Genomic DNA, 18,860 nt, shown 5'->3' with positions numbered 1-18,860 from the left:
CCACAAGCTAGGCCAGCACGGGAACCCGCGCCACCCGCCGGGCCACACCGTTCTCGGCACATGCCTCGTCGTAACGCCGTACGAGCAGCCGCGCCAACCCCGCCGAGGGGCCGAGGACGTGGGCCAGTACGTCGGCTTCGGCGGCGCCGCGCGCGATGCGGTCGGGCAGAAAACCCGGCGCGATGACATAGGGAGCCACCGCCACCCTGCGCACCCCGGAGGCGCGCAGCTCCCGCACGGCGTCCTCCGTGCGGGGCAGAGATGCGGAGGCGAACGCAGGCCGCACGGCGCACCAACCGGTGTGCCGCCACTCCCGCGCGATTTCAGCGATCACTGCGATCGCCTCCGGGTCGGAGGACCCCGCCGAGGCCAGCACGACCCCGGTCGAGGACTTGTCGGCGGGGGTGAGACCCGCCTCGTACAGCCGCTGGTCCAGGGCGGTCAGGAGCAGCGGAGAGGGGCCGAGCACCGCCGCCTGCCGGATGCGTAGGCGGGGCGGCGCCTGACTCAGGACCGCGGGGATGTCCGACTTCGCGTGGAACGCCCGCGTCAGGAGCAGGGGGAGAGCGATCACGTCGCGTACGCCCTCGGCGTCCAGGGACTCCAGGACCTCGGGGACCGAGGGCGAGTTGAAGTCCAGGAAGCCGGTCTCCACCCGAAGGCCCGGCCGCTGTTCCCGCACCCGGCGCACCAGGGCACGCACGGTCGCGGCATGCCGCGGGTCGCGGCTGCCGTGGGCGACGACGAACAGGACGGGACGGGGGTACATGGTGGGTCAGCTCCTCACGAGGAGTCCGCGGCTGCGCAGCACGCGCCGCTCAAGGGGGCTGAAGATCAGCAGGTCGATGGCGATGCCGACGATCAGGATGAGGAGGATCGCGAAGAACACCTGCGACATGCTGCTGTTGGTGCGGCCCGCCTCCAGGAGCTGACCGAGCCCCATGCCCAGGTCGGGCGATTGCGCGATGATCTCCGCGGCCATCAGCGAGCGCCAGGAGAACGCCCAGCCCTGCTTCAGGCCCGCCAGATAGCCGGGCAGCGCGGCGGGCATCACGATGTGCCAGGTGTGACGCAGCCCCGTCGCGCCCAGCGTGCGGCCGGCCCGCAGGAACAGCGGGGGCACCTGGTCGACGCCCGCGACCAGTCCGTTGGCGATCGAGGGGACCGCGCCGAGCAGGATCACCGCGTACATCATCTGGTCGTTGAGACCCAGCCAGATCACGGCGGGCGGCACCCACGCCACCGAGGGCAGCGACTGCAGCCCCGAGAGGATGGGGCCGATCGCGGCCCTGACGAACCGCACCCGGGCCACGATCAGACCGAGCGGTGTACCGATGGCGAGCGCCATCAGGAAGCCGAGCAGCCCCCGCGACACCGACGTCCAGACGTACTCCAGGAGCGTGCCCTGCAGCCAGGCGTCCTCGACCTCGCTCCAGACGGCGGAGGGCGCGGGCAGTTTGTAGGAGTCGGTGACCTTCGCCCACACCAGGACCTGCCACACCACGAGCACCAGCACGATGGCGGTGACCGGCGGCAGGATCTTCTGGACGAAGGTCTGGCGGAAGGGGACGCGCCGCGTCTGGACCGCGTCCAGCGCGTCCAGGCCCGCCTCCAGCCCTGCCAGGTCCTGACTGCTGTCCCTCTCGGCCTTGTCGACCGGAGTGTCAGTGCTGGCCATGTCGGCGGATCTCCCCACGCAGTTGTTCGGTGATCTCGACGGACAGTTCCGCCACGGCGGAGTCCTCGATGCGGCGCGGGTGGGGGATGTCGACACGCCACTCGTGCGCCACCCGGCCGGGACGCGACGAGAGGAGCACGACGCGCTCGGCGAGGCGCACGGCCTCGCGCACGTTGTGCGTGACGAAGAGGACGGAGACGTTCGTCTCGCGCCAGATGCGGGTCAGCTCGTCGTGCAGGACGTCACGCGTGATCGCGTCGAGCGCCGCGAACGGCTCGTCCATCAGCAGGATCTTGGCGTCCTGCGCGAGCGCGCGGGCAAGCGCCACCCGCTGGCGCATGCCGCCCGACAGCTCGTGCACCCGCTTGCCGTACGCCCCTTGGAGCCGTACGAGGCCGAGGAGCTCCTCGGCCCGCTCGCGCCGCTCGGCCTTCGCGACGCCGCGCAGCTTGAGGGCGAGCTCGATGTTCTTGCCCGCGGTCAGCCACGGGAACAGCGCGTGCTCCTGGAACATCAGGGCCGGGCGGCCGTCGGTGGCGATGTCGCCCGCCGTCGGCTTGTCGAGCCCGGCCACCAGATTGAGCAGCGTCGACTTGCCGCAGCCCGAGGCTCCCAGGAGGGTGACGAACTCGCCAGGAGCGACATCGAGGGTGATGTCGTCCAGGACGAGCTGCTGCCCGGCGGGTGTGGCGAAGGACTTCGAGACATGCTCGATCCGGGCTGCGTGCGGGGCGGCCGTGATGTCGTCCGCCGCCTTGGCGAGGGTCGTGGTCGCCATGGTCGTCACCTCCTGGGAACTTGGGGGTCCCCCGCGCCTTAAGCAGTGGGGGAGATTCCGGGGTTACTTGACGCCGAGACCGGCGTCGTCGACAGCGGACTTGCCCTCGTCCTTGAGGACCTTGTTCAGCGGCCTCAGGTCGTAGATGCCCTTGAGGTTCGGCTTGTCGAGGAGACCCGCCTTGACCGCGTGCTCGGCTTCGGAGTCCAGCGTGGAGGCCAGCGGGTCGTCCGTGGTCTGGATGGACTTCCACGCCGGGTCGATGACCTCGGCGGGCAGCTCCTTGCCGGAGGCCTCCTTGAGGGCCGCGTTGGCGGACGCCTTCGCCTTGTCCGGGTTGTCCTTGATCCACTGGTTGGTCTTCACCGAACCGCGCAGCACGGCCTCGACGACCTTCGGGTGCTCCTTCAGGAACTCCTGCGACACGATGATGTTCGTGATCACGAACTTCTTGTCCGGCCACAGGTCGGCCTCGTCGAGGATCGTCTTGCCGCCCTCGGCGACCAGCTTCGACGCGGTCGGCTCGGGCACCCAGGCGCCGTCGATGGAGCCGGACTTGTAGGCGTCAGGGGTGATCTTGTTGTCGGTGCGGACCACCGAGACATCGCCCTTGCCGCTCTCCGCGTCGACCTTCCAGCCCTTTTCCTTGATCCAGTTGAGGAAGGCGACGTCCTGGGTGTTGCCGAGCTGAGGCGTCGCGATCTTCTTGCCCTTGACGTCGTCCAGGGACTTGATCTTGTCCGGGTTGACCACCAGCTTCACGCCACCGGACGCCGAGCCGCCGATGATGCGCAGGTTCTTGCCCTGGGCCTTGGTGTAGCCGTTGATGGCGGGCGACGGGCCGATCCAGCCGATGTCGATCGACTTCGAGTTCAGCGCCTCGATCTCCGACGGACCCGCGTTGAACTGCGTGTACTTGGCCTTCGTCGCGCCCAGTTCCTTCTGGAACAGGCCCTCTTGGTCACCGACGAGCGCGGTGGCGTGCGTGAGGTTCGGGAAGTACCCGATCTTCACCTCGTCGAGACCCTCGATCTTCTTCGCACCCGCGGCCACCTCGGCCTTGTCGTCCTTGTCGTCCTTGGAGGACCCGTAACCGCAGGAGGTGAGCACCACGGCGAGCAGGGGCAGGGCGGCGACGGAGGCCAGGGCACGTCGGCCCCCGGTGGTGCGTGGAGTGCGGAAGCTGGCAGACACGGGAGGTGGTCCTCTCGTAGGCCCGGTCGCTACGCCTTCATGGCGTGGCCGGGAGATCGGCGGGTTTTCGTCTTCGCAGGTCGAGCTCGCGGGGGGTGTGGGCGCGCAGGCAGTGCGCGTACGTCAGCACGCACATCGCCCGACCCCGCCCTGCCCCGCGCCGAGGGCGCCGCTGCCGACGCGGCCGCCCTCCTTCGCGAAGGTCGAGAAATAGTCGATCGTGGCCATGGTCAGAAGTCCCAGCCCTCGTCGTCCGCCGCCTTCTTGTCCTCTTCGACCGTCTCGACGGTCTCGGCGAACGCGTCGCCCGCCATGCCGGCCGCGAGCGTCGTGCCGTCGGCCGGGTCGATCAGGAGGAACGAACCGGTGCGGCGCGAGGCCGCGTACGAGTCGACGGCGATCGGCTCGGCGGTGCGGATCACGACGCGGCCGATGTCGTTGGCGACCAGCTGCCCCGGCTCCGGGTGCTGGGAGAGGTCGTCCAGGGTGAGCCGCGAGGGGATCTCCTTGACAATCGCCTTGACCGTGCGGGTGGTGTGCTTGAGCAGCACCCGCTGGCCGACGGCCAGCGCCGTGTCCGCGACGTGGCAGACCGTCGCCGTGAGGTCCTGCGAGGTCCCCGGCTGGTCGCCGCTCGGCACGATCAGGTCGCCGCGCGCGATGTCGATGTCGCTCTCCAGGAGCAGCGTCACGGACTGCGGTGTCCACGCGACGTCCACGGGCGTGCCGAGGAGGTCGATGCCCGCGATCTTCGACGTCTTGCCCGAGGGGAGCACGGTCACGGACTCGCCGACCCGGAAGGTGCCCGCCGCGATCTGTCCGGCGTAGCCCCGGTAGTCGGGGTGCTCCGCGGTCTGCGGGCGGATCACGTACTGCACGGGCAGGCGGGCGTGGCAGGAGGTCAGGTCGTGGCTGACCGGGACGGTCTCCAGGTGCTCGAGGACGGTGGGGCCGCCGTACCAGTCCATGTTCGAGGACGGCTCCACGACGTTGTCGCCAGCCAGCGCCGAGATCGGAATCGCGGTGATCTCCGGGACGCCCAACTCGCTGGCGTACGCGGTGAATTCCTCGGCGATCCTCGCGAAGACGGTCTCCTCGAAGTCGACGAGGTCCATCTTGTTCACGGCGAGCACGACGTGCGGGACGCGAAGGAGCGCGGCGACGGCGGCGTGCCTGCGGGTCTGCTCGATGACGCCGTTGCGGGCGTCGACGAGGACCACCGCGAGGTCGGCCGTCGAGGCGCCGGTGACCATGTTGCGGGTGTACTGCACGTGCCCGGGGGTGTCGGCGAGGATGAACCGGCGCTGCGGGGTCGCGAAGTAGCGGTAGGCGACATCGATGGTGATGCCCTGCTCGCGCTCGGCCCGCAGGCCGTCGGTGAGCAGTGCCAGGTCGGGCGCCTCGGCGCCGCGGCTGGCGGAGGCGCGCTCCACGGCCTCGAGCTGGTCGGTGAGGACCGACTTCGAGTCGTGCAGAAGACGTCCCACGAGGGTGGACTTGCCGTCGTCGACGGAGCCCGCGGTGGCGAACCGCAGCAGGGTGGTGGCCGACAGCTGCTCGGCGGAGAGCGGCTGCGCCTTGTCGGGTTCGGTGGTGCTGGTCATGTTTAGAAGTACCCCTCGCGCTTGCGGTCTTCCATCGCGGCCTCGGACATCTTGTCGTCGGCGCGGGTGGCGCCACGCTCGGTGAGCCGGGACGCGGCGATCTCGGTGATGACGGCGTCAAGGGTGGTGGCGTCGGAGTCGACGGCTCCGGTGCAGGACATGTCGCCGACGGTGCGGTAGCGGACGAGCCGCTTCTCGACCGTCTCGTCGTCCTTGGGGCCGCCCCACTCGCCGGCGGTCAGCCACATGCCGGAGCGCCGGAACACGTCCCGCTCGTGCGCGAAGTAGATCTGCGGCAGCTCGATGCCCTCGCGGGCGATGTACTGCCACACGTCAAGCTCGGTCCAGTTGGACAGCGGGAACACGCGGACGTGCTCGCCGGGGGCGTGGCGGCCGTTGTAGAGCTGCCACAGCTCGGGGCGCTGGCGGCGCGGGTCCCACTGCGAGAACTCGTCCCGCAGCGAGAACACCCGCTCCTTGGCGCGGGCCTTCTCCTCGTCGCGGCGTCCGCCGCCGAAGACCGCGTCGAACTTCTCGCTCTGGATCTTCTCCGTGAGCGGCACGGTCTGCAGCGGGTTGCGCGTCCCGTCGGGGCGCTCGCGCAGCTTGCCCGCGTCGATGTACTCCTGCACGGAGGCGACATGGAGCCGCAGCCCGTGCTCGGCGACGACGCGGTCGCGGTACTCGAGCACCTCGGGGAAGTTGTGCCCGGTGTCGACGTGCAGGAGCGAGAAGGGGATCGCCGCGGGGGCGAACGCCTTCAGCGTGAGGTGCAGCATGACGATCGAGTCCTTGCCGCCGGAGAAGAGGATCACCGGCCGCTCGAACTCGCCCGCCACCTCGCGGAAGATGTGCACCGCCTCGGACTCAAGGGCGTCCAGGTGGGACAGCGCGTACGGGCTGTCCGTCTCCTCGGTCACTGTGGCCACGGTCGTGGTCATGCCAGACCCCTTTCGATGAGCAGCGCGCGCACGGCCGCCGCGGACTCCTGCACGGTCTGGTCCTGGGACTCGATGCGCAGATCGGGTGACTCGGGTGCCTCGTACGGGTCGTCGACCCCTGTGAGCCCGGAGATCTCGCCGGCCGCCTGCTTGGCGTACAGACCCTTCACGTCGCGTACGGAGCAGACCTCGACCGGGGTGGCCACGTGGACCTCCAGGTAGGGCGTGCCGCCCGTCTGGTGGCGCTTGCGCACCGCCTCACGGCTGTCCGCGAAGGGCGCGATCACCGGTACCAGGACCTTCACGCCGTTACGGGCGAGCAGTTCGGCGACGAAGCCGATGCGCTGCACGTTCGTGTGCCGGTCCTCGCGGCTGAAGCCGAGGCCCGCCGAGAGGAACTCGCGGATCTCGTCGCCGTCGAGCACCTCGACCCGGTGGCCGTCCTCGCCCAGCTTGCCCGCGAGTTCGTAGGCGATGGTGGTCTTGCCCGCGCTGGGCAGGCCGGTGAGCCAGATGGTGGCTCCGGTGGTCACGCGCTTCTCCGATTCGTGTCGAGGCTCTGTCGCGTTCTGCGGCTCTGTCATCAGTGGATCCCGCACTCGGTCTTGGCGTTGCCCGACCAGCGTCCCGCGCGGGCGTCCTCGCCCTCCAGGAGGCGGCGGGTGCAGGGTGCGCAGCCCACGGAGCCGTAGCCGTCCATGAGGAGGGGGTTGGTGAGCACGCCATGTTCGTTGATGTACGCGTCCACGTCGTCCTGCGTCCAGCGGGCGATCGGGGAGACCTTGACCTTGTGGCGCTTCTTGTCCCAGCCGACGACCGGGGTGTTGGCCCGGGTGGGGGACTCGTCGCGGCGCAGACCCGTCGCCCACGCGGCGTACGAGGTCAGGCCCTCCTCGAGGGGCTTGACCTTGCGCATGGCGCAGCACAGGTCGGGGTCGCGGTCGTGCAGCCTCGCGCCGAACTCGGCGTCCTGCTCGGCCACCGTCTGCTTCGGCGTGAGCGTGATGACGTTGACGTCCATCACGGCGGCGACGGCGTCACGGGTGCCGATGGTCTCGGGGAAGTGGTAGCCGGTGTCGAGGAACACGACGTCCACGCCGGGGCGGGCCCGGGACGCGAGGTGGGCGACGACGGCGTCCTCCATGGAAGAGGTCACGCAGAAGCGCTCGCCGAAGGTGTCCACGGCCCACCGGAGGATCTCCAGGGCCGAGGCGTCCTCCAGGTCCCGCCCGGCCTGCTCGGCGAGAACCTTCAACTCGTCGTCCGTACGCTGTCCTTGCTCCTGAGCGGTCGTCATATCTCTTCCCCTCCACCGTTGTCGCGCTGAACTCCCTGGGCCAGCAGCCCGAGGAACTTCAACTGGAAGGCTCGATTGCACGCGGCGCATTCCCAGGCGCCGTGACCGGTCTCGTTCGGGCGCAGGTCCTCGTCACCGCAGTAGGGGCAGTGGAAGGGGGCGGCGCGCTCGCTCATGACAGCGCCTCCTCGGAGGCGCGGGCCACCCAGGTAGCGAAGCGCTCGTCGTCCGCGCGCTCCGCCTCGAAGCGCTTGAGGACCCGCTCCACGTAGTCGGGCAGCTCGGCCGAAGTGACCTTCAGGCCACGGACCTTGCGGCCGAACCCGGCCTCCAGGCCGAGCGCGCCGCCCAGGTGCACCTGGAAGCCCTCGACCTGGTTGCCCTCGCCGTCGAGGACCAACTGCCCCTTCAGGCCGATGTCGGCGACCTGGATACGGGCGCAGGCGTTCGGGCAGCCGTTGATGTTGATGGTGATCGGCTGGTCGAACTCCGGGATGCGGCGCTCCAGTTCGTCGATGAGCTGGGAGCCGCGCGCCTTGGTCTCGACGATCGCCAGCTTGCAGAACTCGATGCCGGTGCAGGCCATGGTGCCGCGCCGGAAGGGAGAGGGAGTCACCCGCAGGTCAAGGGCTTCGAGCCCCGCCACGAGCGACTCGACCTGAGCCTCTTCGACGTCGAGCACGATCATCTTCTGCTCGGCGGTGGTGCGAAGACGGCCCGAGCCGTGGGCCGCGGCGACATCGGCGATCTTCGTGAGCGTCGTGCCGTCCACGCGGCCGACGCGGGGGGCGAAGCCGACGTAGAAGCGGCCGTCCTTCTGCTGGTGCACGCCGAGGTGGTCGCGCCAGGTCCCGGCGGGCTGCTCGGGCGCGGGCCCGTCAAGGAGCTCCCGCTTGAGGTACTCGTCCTCCAGGATCTGCCGGAACTTCTCCGGCCCCCAGTCGGCGACGAGGAACTTCAAGCGGGCGCGGTTGCGCAGCCGCCGGTAGCCGTAGTCGCGGAAGATGCCGATGACGCCGGTCCACACCTCCGGCACCTCGTCGAGCGGCACCCAGGCACCGAGCCGCACACCCAGCTTCGGGTTGGTGGAGAGCCCGCCGCCGACCCAGAGGTCGAAGCCGGGCCCGTGCTCGGGGTGATTGACCCCCACAAAAGCGACGTCGTTGATCTCATGCGCGACATCGAGCTGTGGCGAGCCCGAGATGGCGGTCTTGAACTTACGGGGCAGGTTCGAGAACTCGGGACTGCCGATGAAGCGGCGCTGAATTTCGTCGATGGCGGGCGAGCCGTCGATGATCTCGTTCGCGGCGACACCGGCTACGGGCGAACCGAGGATGACGCGGGGCGTGTCACCGCAGGCCTCGGTGGTCGAGAGCCCCACGGCCTCGAGCCGCTCCCAGATGGTGGGGACGTCCTCGATGCGGATCCAGTGGTACTGCACGTTCTGCCGGTCGGTGAGGTCGGCGGTGCCGCGCGCGAACTCCTGCGAGATCTCGCCGATGACCCGCAGCTGCTCGGTGGTCAGCCGCCCGCCGTCGATCCGGACGCGCAGCATGAAGTACTCGTCGTCCAGCTCCTCCGGCTCCAGGATCGCGGTCTTGCCGCCGTCGATGCCCTGCCGGCGCTGGGTGTAGAGCCCCCACCAGCGCATACGTCCACGAAGATCGTTCGGGTCGATCGAGTCGAACCCGCGCTTGGAGTAGATCGTCTCAATGCGTGTCCGCACATTGAGACCGTCGTCGTCCTTCTTGAACTGTTCGTTGCCGTTCAGCGGCGTGAAGTGGCCTACGGCCCACTGGCCCTCACCACGGTGACGGCTCACCTTGCGCCGGGGCGCGGCAGTCGTGGGCTTTTCGGGGGTGGCAGCCATGGCTATACGTCCTTCAAGGCGGGCTGAGGGCGGCTCTCACCTGCACACTTCGCGCGTGAGGCGCGGCGGTGCGCAGGGGGATGGTCAAGCAGGGGGAGTCGTCGGCGCTGGTGCTGTCAGCTCGCCGGACACATGGCGCTGGACATGCGGCAGAGATCGACGTGACGCCGACTCACCAAGGCAATTCCAGTGCGATCCATGACGGAAGCGTGTCACGGGACTTTCGGCCCAGTCCACCACTGTCCATGATCTGGACATTACAGTCTCACTGCATGAGACGGAGTGATCTGGGTCACTTGAGGAGGTAATCGCTCTATCCTGCTGTCCAGGCATACGGGCCGAGGGGGCTCTCGTGTGGGGACAGGCGTGGGGGTGGCTGGCCACTTGGGCGGTGTCCGGCCTCGCGGTGCTCGGCGCCTCCCTTGTGGCCGTGGCCAACGATGCCTTCAAGGGCTGGCTGAAGGGGCTGCCCGGCGGGCTCCTGTTCGTGTGCGGGGGCGAGCGACGGTTCCTGGACCGCTACGCCGCCGACCTCCACACCCGCCACCACGAGGTCCCGATCCCCTTCGCCGTCCCGTCGGGCCCCGACGTGAAGATCTCGGTCGCCTCTGTATACGTCCCTCTCCGAGCGGCCGAAGGCATCTCCTCGCGAGGCTTGGCCGCCGCGGAGGCTCTGGGCTGGGAGGCGGTGGACGCGCTCCTGGCCGCCGGCAAGAAGGTGATCGTCTGTGGGGACCCGGGCGCGGGCAAGAGCATGTACCTCCGGCGGGCGGTCCTGGCGTGGGCCGAGTCCCGGGGCGCGCACGCCGCCGGGCCGCGCCGCGAGGCCCGGCGGGAGCGTGTCCCCGTGCTCTTGGAACTGCACGAGCTCAAGCCTGACGCGCTCGATCCCGGTGTTCTCGACCCCATTGCCCTTCTCGCCCAGCACTTGGCCAGCCCCGCGGGCCGCAACGTACCCGAGCGGTGGATCCTCAGGCAGCTGCTCGCCGGTCGCGTCACCTTCTACCTGGACGGCCTCGACGAGGTCCCGGCGGCGGAGCGGCGCGACCTCGTGCACTGGATCAGGGATGTGGCGCGGAAGTACCCGAAAGCAGGAATGATCGTCACCTGCCGGACGGCCGTCTACCCCGCCTACCGGGACCACCTCAAGGAGGTGGTCGACCGCTCGCTGGCGATCCAGGAGTTCACCGACCTCCACATCCACCAGTTCCTGCGGGGCTGGCGCTGGCCCGAGCGCACGGCGCCGGACTCCGTCGACCGTCTCCTGAAGGCGCTGGGCGAGGTCCCGCGCCTGATGTCACTCGCCCGCAACCCCCTCCTTCTGACGGCCATCGCCTACCTCTACAGCTACGTCTATCCGGACACCGACAGGGAGCTGCCCCGCACCCGGGCGGAGTTCTACCAGCAGGTGTCCGACGCCTTCGTCGACGACCGGGGCAGGCAGGGCGAGTTCGACAGCGAACTGAAGCGTGCGGTGCTGTGCAGCGCCGGACTCCGGGCCCAGGACGCCCTGGCCGATTCAGCCGATCGCCGGAGCGTCGAGCAGGGAGTCGGCCGTGAGTTCTCGGGCGGCGTATTGATGGAGTGGGTGGCGGGGGCGTTGGAGCGGCAGCACGAGACGCCGGACAAGGCCCGGCGCGTGATCGACGAGATCTGCGTACGAAGCGGACTGCTCAGCAAGCTCGAGAACGGCCGTTACTACCAGTTCGCCCACCTCTCCCTCCAGGAGTACCTCGCCGCCGAGGCCCTCGCGGACGACTGGACCGCGCTGCTCGCCCGCTACGACGCCGACCCCGCGCGCTGGCGGGAAACGGTCCGTCTCTGGTGCGGCGTGACCAGACGGGACTGCTCGCCGATGATCAGGGACCTGCGCGCGCGTGACGTGCTGCTCGCCTTCCAGTGTCTGGCCGAAGCGCGCCGTGTGGACGGGGATCTGATCCAGGAGATGGTCCTCGACGCGGGCGACCGCCTCGGCTCATGCAACGGCGACGACGCGGCGGGCACGGCTCTGGAGGCGGCGCTGGGGGTCGCGGGCACGGGTCCGGCGGCCATGTCGGACATGGTGTTCTCGCTGCTCGTGCCCCTTGCCCATGGCCCGGCCGTTCCAGAAGCCGTGCACGGCGCGGCGATCAGGGCCCTCGCCGCGACGGCCTCCTCCCGCGCGGCTCACGTGCTCGTCTGGCTGCCCCACCGCCGCACGGCGACGTGTGCGGCCCTCGCGAGCATGGGCGACATCGCGGTGCCCGCGCTGCGGGAAGCCGCCCTGAAGGGGAACGGTCCTGCGGTCGACGCGCTCGGAATGGTGGGGACGGGACGGGCGGCGGTGGCGTTGGCGGACATCATGACCATGGACCACTACAAGGTGTCGTTGCTGCGTCGCCCCTGCGCTGTCCTGCTCGGGGGGCTGATCGCGGAACCGGAGGTCGTGCGGGCGCTGAGGGAGAGGCCGGGCGACGACCGGGTGGCGTTGCGCAGCCTCGAGCGCGCGTGGGCCCCCTTCGCGGAGGGTGCGCACGACCCAGTCATCCCACTGATGGGGACGGTGGCGACGATGGTCCACCAGGCTTTCCAGGAAGGCGAGTTGCCTGCGGAGGCACGGCTCGACGGGCGCTTGGTGGCCGCCCTGCTCCTTCTGGCCGACCGAGTGGGCGCCGGACCGACGCTTTCCGCGTCCGAGCATCTCCGGGACTTGGTGATCACACTGGGGTACTCCAGCGATGCTTTCGCCGTCGATCTGCGGACCGGGCCGGAACTGCCTCGCGACCTGTACGCGGTTCTGGGACGACGCCTGATCGACTACGTAGTTGCCCGGCCCGGGTCCTTCGATGGCCTGGGGCGGGACGGCCTGTATCGCATGTGCTGTCGGGCCACGGCCTCCCAGGGGAACAGGGCACAAGGAGTGTTGCGCCTGTTGGACGAGCTCCCGCTCAGAGAGCGCCTGCTCACGCTGGGTCTCCGGTGGCGACACGGTTCCGTGCACCCCCAGGTCTGGGAGACCTGCGCCGACCCGCGTCAAGACTTCACGTTCGACTTCGACGAAAGTCGCCATTACAGGTTCGTGCTGGGCCTGTTCCTCCTTGTTTCCGCCGTGGCGGCAGTCCGCGCGGTGCTCGCGGCCCTGGGCGTGGATCCGTGGGGACCCGCCTGGCTCGGGTGGGCAGCCGTGAGCGCGATCCTCGTCGGTTGGTTCGCCCTGTGGCACAGCGAGGCGCGCACCGATCCGGTGCATCTCTTCCGCGCGACAGTTCCCTTTGCCCACAACTTTGGTTACGGAGCCCCCGAGGACGCCCAGGACTCGGCGCTGCGTGCCGTCGGCTTCGTCCTGGGGCCCGCCACGGCGGTCTACTCCTACGCGGCGTGGTCCAGTTGGTGGGGCACCGCCGCCGCGATCGTGATCTCGGTGGCGATCGTCGCAGCCGGCAGCGTGGCGGTTCGGCGGGGCAGGGCCCTCGATCGCCGCGCCCGTAAAGCCAAGGACATCCCCCGTCTCGTGGCCCGCGAGGTCGTCACCGGCCTGCGTCGGCGCGCGGGGACGGTGGTGGCCGACTAGCGCACGCGTCCAGGGGCCCGGCCGAGGCTCACGCCCCCGGCCAAGGCCCCGGTGTCGCCACGTCCGGCTCCTGCTCGACCTTTGTGTCGAAGAGCTTGAAGCCGCGCCGCAGGTAATTGTCCATGGCGTGTTCGCCGTCCTTGGAGCAGGTGTGGAGCCAGACCCGCTTGGTGGGGGTGAGCTCGGGCCAGCGTTCGGCCAGGTCCCAGGCGCGGCGGACGGCCTGCGAGAGCAGGTGGCCGCCGATGCGGCGGCCGCGGAAGGCGGGGATGAGGCCGAAGTAGACGATCTCGACCACGCCCTCCTCCCGCGCCGCGAGTTCCACGTATCCCGCGGGCGTCCCCTTCTCGTACGCCACCCAGGTCTCGACGCCCGGCTTTCCGAGCTCTTCCTGCCACTGGGCGTAGGAGAGGGAGAGGCGGTCCGTCCAGCGGATGTCGCCGCCGACGGAGGCGTAGAGGAAGCGGCTGAACTCCGGGGAGGGGATCTCGGCCCGGACGATCCGTACGTCGTCGCCCTCGGGCGCGGCGGCGGGCAGCAGGTCGGTGGGGGCGGTCTGCTCCAGCGACCACGTGGTGACAGTGAGGCTCATGCAGGTCAGAGAATCACGGGGGTGGGGTGGCGGCCAACGTGGGGCGCACACTCAAGGTTCCGGCGCCCGGCGAGCCTCCCTTACCGCTGGGGCCGTGGAGTGGGGCAGCAAGTGGGCCGGGTGTTCGGGGAGGAGCACCTGTACGTCCACGTCCTCCGGGAAGCGGTAGGGGCGGTGGGCCAGGAGTCCGCCCAGGTAGCGCCGGACGCGGGAGATCTCGGCGCGGACCGTGACCGTGCGCGCCGGGTCGCCGAACATGTCCTCGGCGAGGCCCGAAGCGCTGCGGCCCTTGCGGTGGGTGGCGAGGAGGTAGAGCAACTCCGCGTGCCGCGGGCTCAGTTCACGCGTCCAGCCGCCCGCTCCGCCGCCCTCCACGGTGACCGACCAGCGGCGCGGGCCCCGCACGTCCAGGATGACGCGCGTCGCGGCCAGCGGCTGCGGGTCCTCCTCGATGCGCAGCAGCCAGCCGCCGGGCAGCGGCTCCACCGCGCAAGTGCCGAGCGAGGGCAGCCATATGTGGCCCGCGGTCATGACCTTGGGCAGGGAGAGCCGGTCGGTGGGCGGCATCCCCGTGACCGCCGCCGTCCACCCGTGGTGGTCCACCGCCACGGCGCGCCCGGCAAGGCGGGCCAGGACCGGCGCCGCCACCGAGCGCAGCCGGTCGAGCGCCGCCACGTGGGTCTCCCGCAGCCGCGCCTCGGCGAGCTTGGCCACCGAGTCGACCAGGGCGAGCGTCGCCGGATGCATCGTGTTCAGCGGACCGCTGATGTCGACCACGCCGAGAAGGCGGCCGTCACGCGGGTCGGTGATGGGCGCGCCCGTGCACGTCCACGCGTGATGCGTCTCCACGTAGTGCTCGGCGGAGAACACCTGCACGGGCCGGCGGACGACGAGCGGTGTCCCTATCCCGTTGGTGCCGACGACGGCCTCGTTCCAGTCGGCCCCCAGTTCGAAGCCGAGCGAGTCCGCCTTGCGCAGCACCGGTGAACTGCCCTCACGCCACAGCACCCGGCCGTCCGCGTCACAGACGACCATGATGTGGTGCGCCGCGTCCGCGACCGTGACAAGGGCGGCCCGCAGCACCGGCATGATCTCCGTCAGCGGCGAGGCGCGCCTGCGCTCCTCCAGCTCCTCGACGCCGAGCAGCCGGGAGCGGAAGTCGCGGTCGGGGTCGACCCCGACGAGCTTCATGCGCGCCCAGGACTCCTCGATCACGGGACGCGGCAGCATGCGCGGCCGCTGCCCCGCGAGCGACGCCTGGCGGACCCCCGCGAGCAGTCGGGCGGCCTGAGCACAGTCCATGGCGGAGATCCTCGCGAGGTCGATCGTCGCAGTCACGTTCATGACCGGTCCTTCCCGAGCAGAGCCAGTGCGTCGGGGGCATCCACACATCGTGCCCCCTCGGCGTCCGCAAGGGTATTGGTTCAGTAATGAACTTTCGGCTTGCAACCGTCTGCAACTCTCGCGAACGGCCATACGGAGATCGAAGCTGATGTGCAACGCCGTTCGCGGCGTTGACGCTCCTCAACGGGGCTTGGGAGCGGGGGTGGTGCCGTGTCGGCGCAGCACCACCCCCGCCACTCTCCGGTCGCCTAGGCGTCGCGCGGAGCCGCCCGTTCCACCACGGCGGCCAGATCCAGGGTGTGCGGCAGCGTCCCGAACGCCGAGCCCCAGTCCCCGCCGAGCCGCGAGGCACAGAACGCGTCGGCCACCTCCGGGGGCGCGTACCGCACGAGCAGCGAACCCTGCAGCACCAGAGCCATCCGCTCCACGAGCCGCCGCGCCCGCGCCTCCACGCCGTCCAGGTCGGCCAGTTCGGTGAGCAGCCCCTTGATCGCGCCGTCCAGGCGGTGATCGGCGCCGCGCGCGCTGCCCACCTCCTGGAGGAAGGCGTTCAGTGCCTGCGGCTCCCGCTGGAGCGCACGCAGCACGTCGAGCGCCTGTACGTTCCCCGAGCCCTCCCAGATGGAGTTGAGCGGCGACTCGCGAAGCAGCCGCGGCATCCCCGACTCCTCCACGTACCCGTTCCCGCCGAGCACCTCGAGGGCCTCCACCACGAGCGGCGTGCAGCGCTTGGTCACCCAGTACTTCGCGGCCGGCACCGCGATGCGCAGGAACGCCCGTTCCTGCTCGCTCCCGTCGTCGTACGCGGCCGCCAGGCGCAGCGCGAGGGTCGTGGCGGCCTCCGACTCCAGGGCGAGATCCGCGAGGACGTTGCGCATGAGCGGCTTGTCGATGAGCTTGCCGCCGAACGCCTCGCGGTACGTGGCGTGGTGGACGGCCTGCGCGACGGCCTGGCGCATGAGCGACGCGGAGCCGATGACGCAGTCGAGCCGCGTGGCCGCCACCATCTCGATGATGGTGCGCACCCCGCGCCCCTCCTCGCCGACCCGGCGCGCCCACGTCCCGTCGAACTCGACCTCGCTCGACGCGTTCGACTTGTTGCCCAGTTTGTCCTTCAGGCGCTGGATGGCGAAGGCGTTCCTCGTGCCGTCCTCGAGGACCCGCGGCACGAGGAAGCACGTGAGCCCGGCGTCCTTCTGCCCGAGCACGAGAAAGCCGTCGGACATGGGCGCGGAACAGAACCACTTGTGTCCCGTGAGTTCATAGGCGCCCTCCTCCGCGAGCGCACGCGCACGCGTCGTGTTCGCGCGTACGTCGCTGCCGCCCTGTTTCTCCGTCATGCCCATCCCGAAGAGCGCTCCGGCCTTCTGCGAGGCGGGCCGCAGACCCTCGTCGTAGACGAGCGAGGTGAGCCGGGGCTCCCATACGGCGGCGAGCGCGGGATCGGCCCGCAGCGCGGGAACAGCGGCATGCGTCATCGAGACGGGGCAGCCGTGCCCCGCCTCGACCTGCGACCAGACCAGGAACCCGGCGGCGCGCCGCAGATGCCCGCCCGGCCGGGACCAGGCGGTGGTCAGACCCGACGACACGGCCTTGCCGAGCAGCCGGTGCCACGCGGGGTGGAAGGCGACCTCGTCGATGCGATTCCCATAGCGGTCATGCGTGTGCAGAACGGGCGGATTCTCGTTGGCGAGGAACCCCCATTCGCGCGCCTGCTCCGATCCCGCGGTGCGCCCGAGTTCGGAGAGTTGCTCGCGGGCGGTGTCGAGGAGCGCGGGGTCGAGATGCCGTGCGACCCCTTCCGTGAGCGCGCGGTCAGACGTAAAGACGTCATATCCCACCAGGGGCGGAGCCTGGTTGGTCACTGTGTGGGTGGTGGCTGCCATGCCGCTACGGTAAGGAGGTGCACCAGGCAAATGAAACACCCGGGAGGCCGTCGGGCCGCTGGAACCGGGCCCGCGCTCTCTACAGCAACGTCTCCAAGCGCAGGACTGCCTGGCTGCTGCTCAAGGACACGGTCAACTCGTGCGTGGAGTACCGCATCCTGGGGCTCGCCGCCGAGGCGGCCTTCTTCACGCTGCTCTCGGTGCCGCCGCTGCTCCTGAGCCTGATCGGGCTGCTCGCGTACGTGGACCGGTGGACCGGCGCGAACACGATCGCCAGCGTCGAGAACAACATCCTCGAGGCCTCCCGCACGGTCCTCTCCGACAAGGGCGTCAGCCAGATCGCGCAGCCGATACTGGAGGACGTCATGCGGGTCGGCAGGCCCGACGTCATCTCCATCGGTTTCGTCTTCGCCCTGTGGTCGGGCTCGCGCGCCGTGAACGTCTTCATCGACACGATCACGGTGATGTACGGCCTGGACGGCGCGCGCGGCATCGTCAAGACCCGCCTCCTGGCGTTCGGCCTGTTCATCGTGGCGCTGCTGATCGGTTCGGTGGCCCTGCCGCTGATGGTGGCGGGCCCGGACGCGGTGGTGAAGCTGGTGCCCGGCTCCACGACCGTGGTGCAGATCCTGTACTGGCCGGTGGTGACGCTGCTTTCGGTGGTGTTCCTGACGACGCTGTACCACGTCTCGGTGCCGGTGCGTTCGCCCTGGGTGGAGGACATGCCGGGCGCGCTGATCGCCCTGGGCATGTGGGTCCTGGGCAGCTTCCTGCTCCGGATCTACCTCACGAGCACGGTCGAAGGGCCCACGATCTACGGCTCGTTGGCGGCGCCGGTGGCGGTGCTCCTGTGGATCGGTGTGTCGGCGTTCGCGGTCCTGGTGGGAGCGGCGGTGAACGCCGCGATCGACCGGGTGTGGCCCTCCGTCGCCACGGCAGCCGCGCGAGCGGCCAACGATCGGATTCGGGAGGCTCGGGCGGTGGAGATGGTGGCCCGTGCGGCCGCCGCGCGGGAGGCGTCGGCGGATCCCGACGACCCCGACATGCCGTCGGAGTTCCCGGAACGGTGGTCCCGCTTCCTGCCCCCGGACGACGTCTCCTCACGCCTACGGACACATGTGAAGAAGCCCGGCGGGAACGAGGAGAAGTCCTGAACGCCGGACGGGCTGGATTTCCAGCCCGTCCGGCGTTTGAGGACAAGGCCCTCGCGCCGAGCGAGTTTTCGGGAAGGGGCGGGGTTGGGGAGAAATCACCCCTTCCAGACGCCCGCCTCCGCCTGCTCCCGGGCAAAATCGGCGAAGTCACGCGGCTCCCGCCCCAGAACCTCCCGCACCCCCTCGGAGAGATACGCGTTGCGCCCGTCCAACTGCGTCTCGAAAAGCTCGACCAGGAACGCCGTCTCCTCCGCAGGCACCCCGAACTCCGCAAGCGCACCCCCGTACTCCCGCGCCGAGACGGCGACATACCGGATCTCCCGCCCCGCAGCCGCCGCCACCTCGGCCACGGCGTCGCGGAAGGAGAGGAGCCGCGGCCCCGAGATCTCCAGAACCCGCCCCGCGTAGCCCGAGTCAGGGCGCAGCACCGCCACCACCACATCGGCGATGTCCCGCGCGTCGATGAACGGTTCGAGCACCTCGTCGGCGGGGAACACCAGCTCACCGGCCCGCATCCCGTCGAGCAGCGGCCCCTCGCTGAGGTTCTGGGCGAACCAACTCGCCCGTACGACCGTCCACTCGGCCCCGGACTCCCGCACCGCCCGCTCGGCCGGCTCCGCCTGGTCCTCGCCCCGTGCGGAAAGCAGCACGAGCCGCCGCACACCGAGCTCCACCGCCCGGCGGGCCAGCGCGCCCACCGTCTCGCCCGCGCCGGGCGCGCCGACGTCCGGCATGTAGGCGAGATAGGCGGCGTCCGCGCCCCGCAGCGCGTCCTCCCACGTCGAGGGGTCGTACCAGTCGAACCGCACGGCACCCGACCGCGACGCGGCCCGCACCGTGTGACCCGCGGCCCGCGCGGCCTCGGCGACCCGCCGCCCTGTCCTGCCGGTGGCGCCTGTGACCAGCACCGTCATCTTCTGCGTGTGCTGAATGCGCTGCGTGTTCTCTTCGGTCTCTGTCATGCCTTCAGTG

Annotated in this window: 17 protein-coding genes; 2 read left to right on the top strand and 15 right to left on the bottom strand. The window is 70.2% G+C overall.

What is annotated here, in order from left to right; translation table 11 throughout:
* Positions 1-7: 7 nt before the first annotated feature.
* From AB0M70_RS12460 to AB0M70_RS12410, 11 genes are all read right to left on the bottom strand, one after another.
* Positions 8-769, bottom strand: coding sequence for a sirohydrochlorin chelatase (locus AB0M70_RS12460; protein WP_365819261.1), 762 nt, complete (start codon positions 767-769; stop codon positions 8-10).
* 6 nt (positions 770-775) lie between these two features.
* Positions 776-1,678 (bottom strand): ABC transporter permease, encoded by a 903-nt coding sequence (locus tag AB0M70_RS12455; protein WP_365819259.1) that lies wholly within the window; start codon positions 1,676-1,678, stop codon positions 776-778.
* Positions 1,665-2,456, bottom strand: coding sequence for an ABC transporter ATP-binding protein (locus tag AB0M70_RS12450; RefSeq protein WP_365819257.1), 792 nt, complete (start codon positions 2,454-2,456; stop codon positions 1,665-1,667). Before AB0M70_RS12450 ends, AB0M70_RS12455 begins: the two co-directional genes overlap by 14 nt.
* A gap of 63 nt (positions 2,457-2,519) precedes the next feature.
* A complete protein-coding gene (locus AB0M70_RS12445; protein ID WP_365819255.1) occupies positions 2,520-3,650 on the bottom strand; it encodes an aliphatic sulfonate ABC transporter substrate-binding protein in 1,131 nt (376 codons plus the stop codon).
* A gap of 230 nt (positions 3,651-3,880) precedes the next feature.
* Positions 3,881-5,254, bottom strand: a complete 1,374-nt coding sequence (locus AB0M70_RS12440; protein WP_365819253.1) for a GTP-binding protein — start codon at positions 5,252-5,254, stop codon at positions 3,881-3,883.
* 2 nt (positions 5,255-5,256) lie between these two features.
* A complete protein-coding gene (cysD, locus tag AB0M70_RS12435) occupies positions 5,257-6,195 on the bottom strand; it encodes a sulfate adenylyltransferase subunit CysD (RefSeq protein WP_365819251.1) in 939 nt (312 codons plus the stop codon).
* Positions 6,192-6,779 (bottom strand): adenylyl-sulfate kinase, encoded by a 588-nt coding sequence (cysC, locus tag AB0M70_RS12430; protein ID WP_365819249.1) that lies wholly within the window; start codon positions 6,777-6,779, stop codon positions 6,192-6,194. Before cysC ends, cysD begins: the two co-directional genes overlap by 4 nt.
* Entirely contained in the window at positions 6,779-7,492 is a 714-nt protein-coding gene (locus AB0M70_RS12425) for a phosphoadenylyl-sulfate reductase (protein ID WP_365819247.1), read from the bottom strand. The genes cysC and AB0M70_RS12425 overlap by 1 nt, the downstream gene beginning before the upstream one ends.
* Positions 7,489-7,668, bottom strand: a complete 180-nt coding sequence (locus tag AB0M70_RS12420) for a hypothetical protein (RefSeq protein WP_365819245.1) — start codon at positions 7,666-7,668, stop codon at positions 7,489-7,491. The genes AB0M70_RS12425 and AB0M70_RS12420 overlap by 4 nt, the downstream gene beginning before the upstream one ends.
* Positions 7,665-9,362 (bottom strand): nitrite/sulfite reductase, encoded by a 1,698-nt coding sequence (locus AB0M70_RS12415; protein ID WP_365819243.1) that lies wholly within the window; start codon positions 9,360-9,362, stop codon positions 7,665-7,667. Before AB0M70_RS12415 ends, AB0M70_RS12420 begins: the two co-directional genes overlap by 4 nt.
* Before the next feature lie 116 nt (positions 9,363-9,478).
* A complete protein-coding gene (locus AB0M70_RS12410; protein ID WP_323178717.1) occupies positions 9,479-9,562 on the bottom strand; it encodes a putative leader peptide in 84 nt (27 codons plus the stop codon).
* A 152-nt stretch (positions 9,563-9,714) separates the two neighbouring features.
* On the opposite strand from AB0M70_RS12410, the gene AB0M70_RS12405 reads away from it, so the two are divergent.
* A complete protein-coding gene (locus tag AB0M70_RS12405) occupies positions 9,715-12,912 on the top strand; it encodes an NACHT domain-containing protein (RefSeq protein WP_365819241.1) in 3,198 nt (1,065 codons plus the stop codon).
* A 28-nt stretch (positions 12,913-12,940) separates the two neighbouring features.
* On the opposite strand, the gene AB0M70_RS12400 is transcribed toward AB0M70_RS12405, so the two are convergent.
* The 3 genes from AB0M70_RS12400 to AB0M70_RS12390 form a co-directional block, all read right to left on the bottom strand.
* Positions 12,941-13,504 (bottom strand): GNAT family N-acetyltransferase, encoded by a 564-nt coding sequence (locus AB0M70_RS12400; RefSeq protein ID WP_365819239.1) that lies wholly within the window; start codon positions 13,502-13,504, stop codon positions 12,941-12,943.
* A gap of 51 nt (positions 13,505-13,555) precedes the next feature.
* On the bottom strand, positions 13,556-14,848 hold the full coding sequence (locus AB0M70_RS12395) for a GAF domain-containing protein (protein WP_365819237.1): 1,293 nt from the start codon (positions 14,846-14,848) through the stop codon (positions 13,556-13,558).
* Positions 14,849-15,096: 248 nt separating this feature from the next.
* Positions 15,097-16,734 (bottom strand): acyl-CoA dehydrogenase family protein, encoded by a 1,638-nt coding sequence (locus AB0M70_RS12390; RefSeq protein WP_365819235.1) that lies wholly within the window; start codon positions 16,732-16,734, stop codon positions 15,097-15,099.
* A 17-nt stretch (positions 16,735-16,751) separates the two neighbouring features.
* Here AB0M70_RS12390 and AB0M70_RS12385 point away from each other — a divergent pair, with 17 nt between their 5' ends.
* Positions 16,752-17,888 carry a YihY/virulence factor BrkB family protein gene (locus AB0M70_RS12385; protein ID WP_365819233.1) on the top strand — a complete coding sequence of 379 codons (1,137 nt, stop codon included), beginning with the start codon at positions 16,752-16,754 and terminating at the stop codon, positions 17,886-17,888.
* 95 nt (positions 17,889-17,983) lie between these two features.
* On the opposite strand, the gene AB0M70_RS12380 is transcribed toward AB0M70_RS12385, so the two are convergent.
* The gene (locus AB0M70_RS12380; RefSeq protein WP_365819231.1) at positions 17,984-18,850 is read right to left on the bottom strand and encodes an NAD(P)H-binding protein; all 867 of its coding nucleotides are present in this window, start codon (positions 18,848-18,850) and stop codon (positions 17,984-17,986) included.
* Positions 18,851-18,860: the final 10 nt, after the last annotated feature.

This window comes from Streptomyces sp. NPDC051214 (assembly GCF_040682375.1).
Lineage (GTDB): Bacteria > Actinomycetota > Actinomycetes > Streptomycetales > Streptomycetaceae > Streptomyces.
The sequence above is the reverse complement of the archived record's forward strand: the minus strand, read 5'-3'. Positions and strand labels throughout refer to the sequence as shown.

Excerpts from the sequence above, each read along its gene's own strand:
- AB0M70_RS12460 (WP_365819261.1), bottom strand. The coding sequence starts at position 769 with ATGTACCCCCGTCCCGTCCTGTTCGTCGTCGCCCACGGCAGCCGCGAC.
- AB0M70_RS12455 (WP_365819259.1), bottom strand. The coding sequence starts at position 1,678 with ATGGCCAGCACTGACACTCCGGTCGACAAGGCCGAGAGGGACAGCAGT.
- AB0M70_RS12450 (WP_365819257.1), bottom strand. The coding sequence starts at position 2,456 with ATGGCGACCACGACCCTCGCCAAGGCGGCGGACGACATCACGGCCGCC.
- AB0M70_RS12440 (WP_365819253.1), bottom strand. The coding sequence starts at position 5,254 with ATGACCAGCACCACCGAACCCGACAAGGCGCAGCCGCTCTCCGCCGAG.
- cysD (WP_365819251.1), bottom strand. The coding sequence starts at position 6,195 with ATGACCACGACCGTGGCCACAGTGACCGAGGAGACGGACAGCCCGTAC.
- cysC (WP_365819249.1), bottom strand. The coding sequence starts at position 6,779 with ATGACAGAGCCGCAGAACGCGACAGAGCCTCGACACGAATCGGAGAAG.
- AB0M70_RS12425 (WP_365819247.1), bottom strand. The coding sequence starts at position 7,492 with ATGACGACCGCTCAGGAGCAAGGACAGCGTACGGACGACGAGTTGAAG.
- AB0M70_RS12420 (WP_365819245.1), bottom strand. The coding sequence starts at position 7,668 with ATGAGCGAGCGCGCCGCCCCCTTCCACTGCCCCTACTGCGGTGACGAG.
- AB0M70_RS12415 (WP_365819243.1), bottom strand. The coding sequence starts at position 9,362 with ATGGCTGCCACCCCCGAAAAGCCCACGACTGCCGCGCCCCGGCGCAAG.
- AB0M70_RS12410 (WP_323178717.1), bottom strand. The coding sequence starts at position 9,562 with ATGGATCGCACTGGAATTGCCTTGGTGAGTCGGCGTCACGTCGATCTC.
- AB0M70_RS12400 (WP_365819239.1), bottom strand. The coding sequence starts at position 13,504 with ATGAGCCTCACTGTCACCACGTGGTCGCTGGAGCAGACCGCCCCCACC.
- AB0M70_RS12395 (WP_365819237.1), bottom strand. The coding sequence starts at position 14,848 with ATGAACGTGACTGCGACGATCGACCTCGCGAGGATCTCCGCCATGGAC.
- AB0M70_RS12390 (WP_365819235.1), bottom strand. The coding sequence starts at position 16,734 with ATGGCAGCCACCACCCACACAGTGACCAACCAGGCTCCGCCCCTGGTG.
- AB0M70_RS12380 (WP_365819231.1), bottom strand. The coding sequence starts at position 18,850 with ATGACAGAGACCGAAGAGAACACGCAGCGCATTCAGCACACGCAGAAG.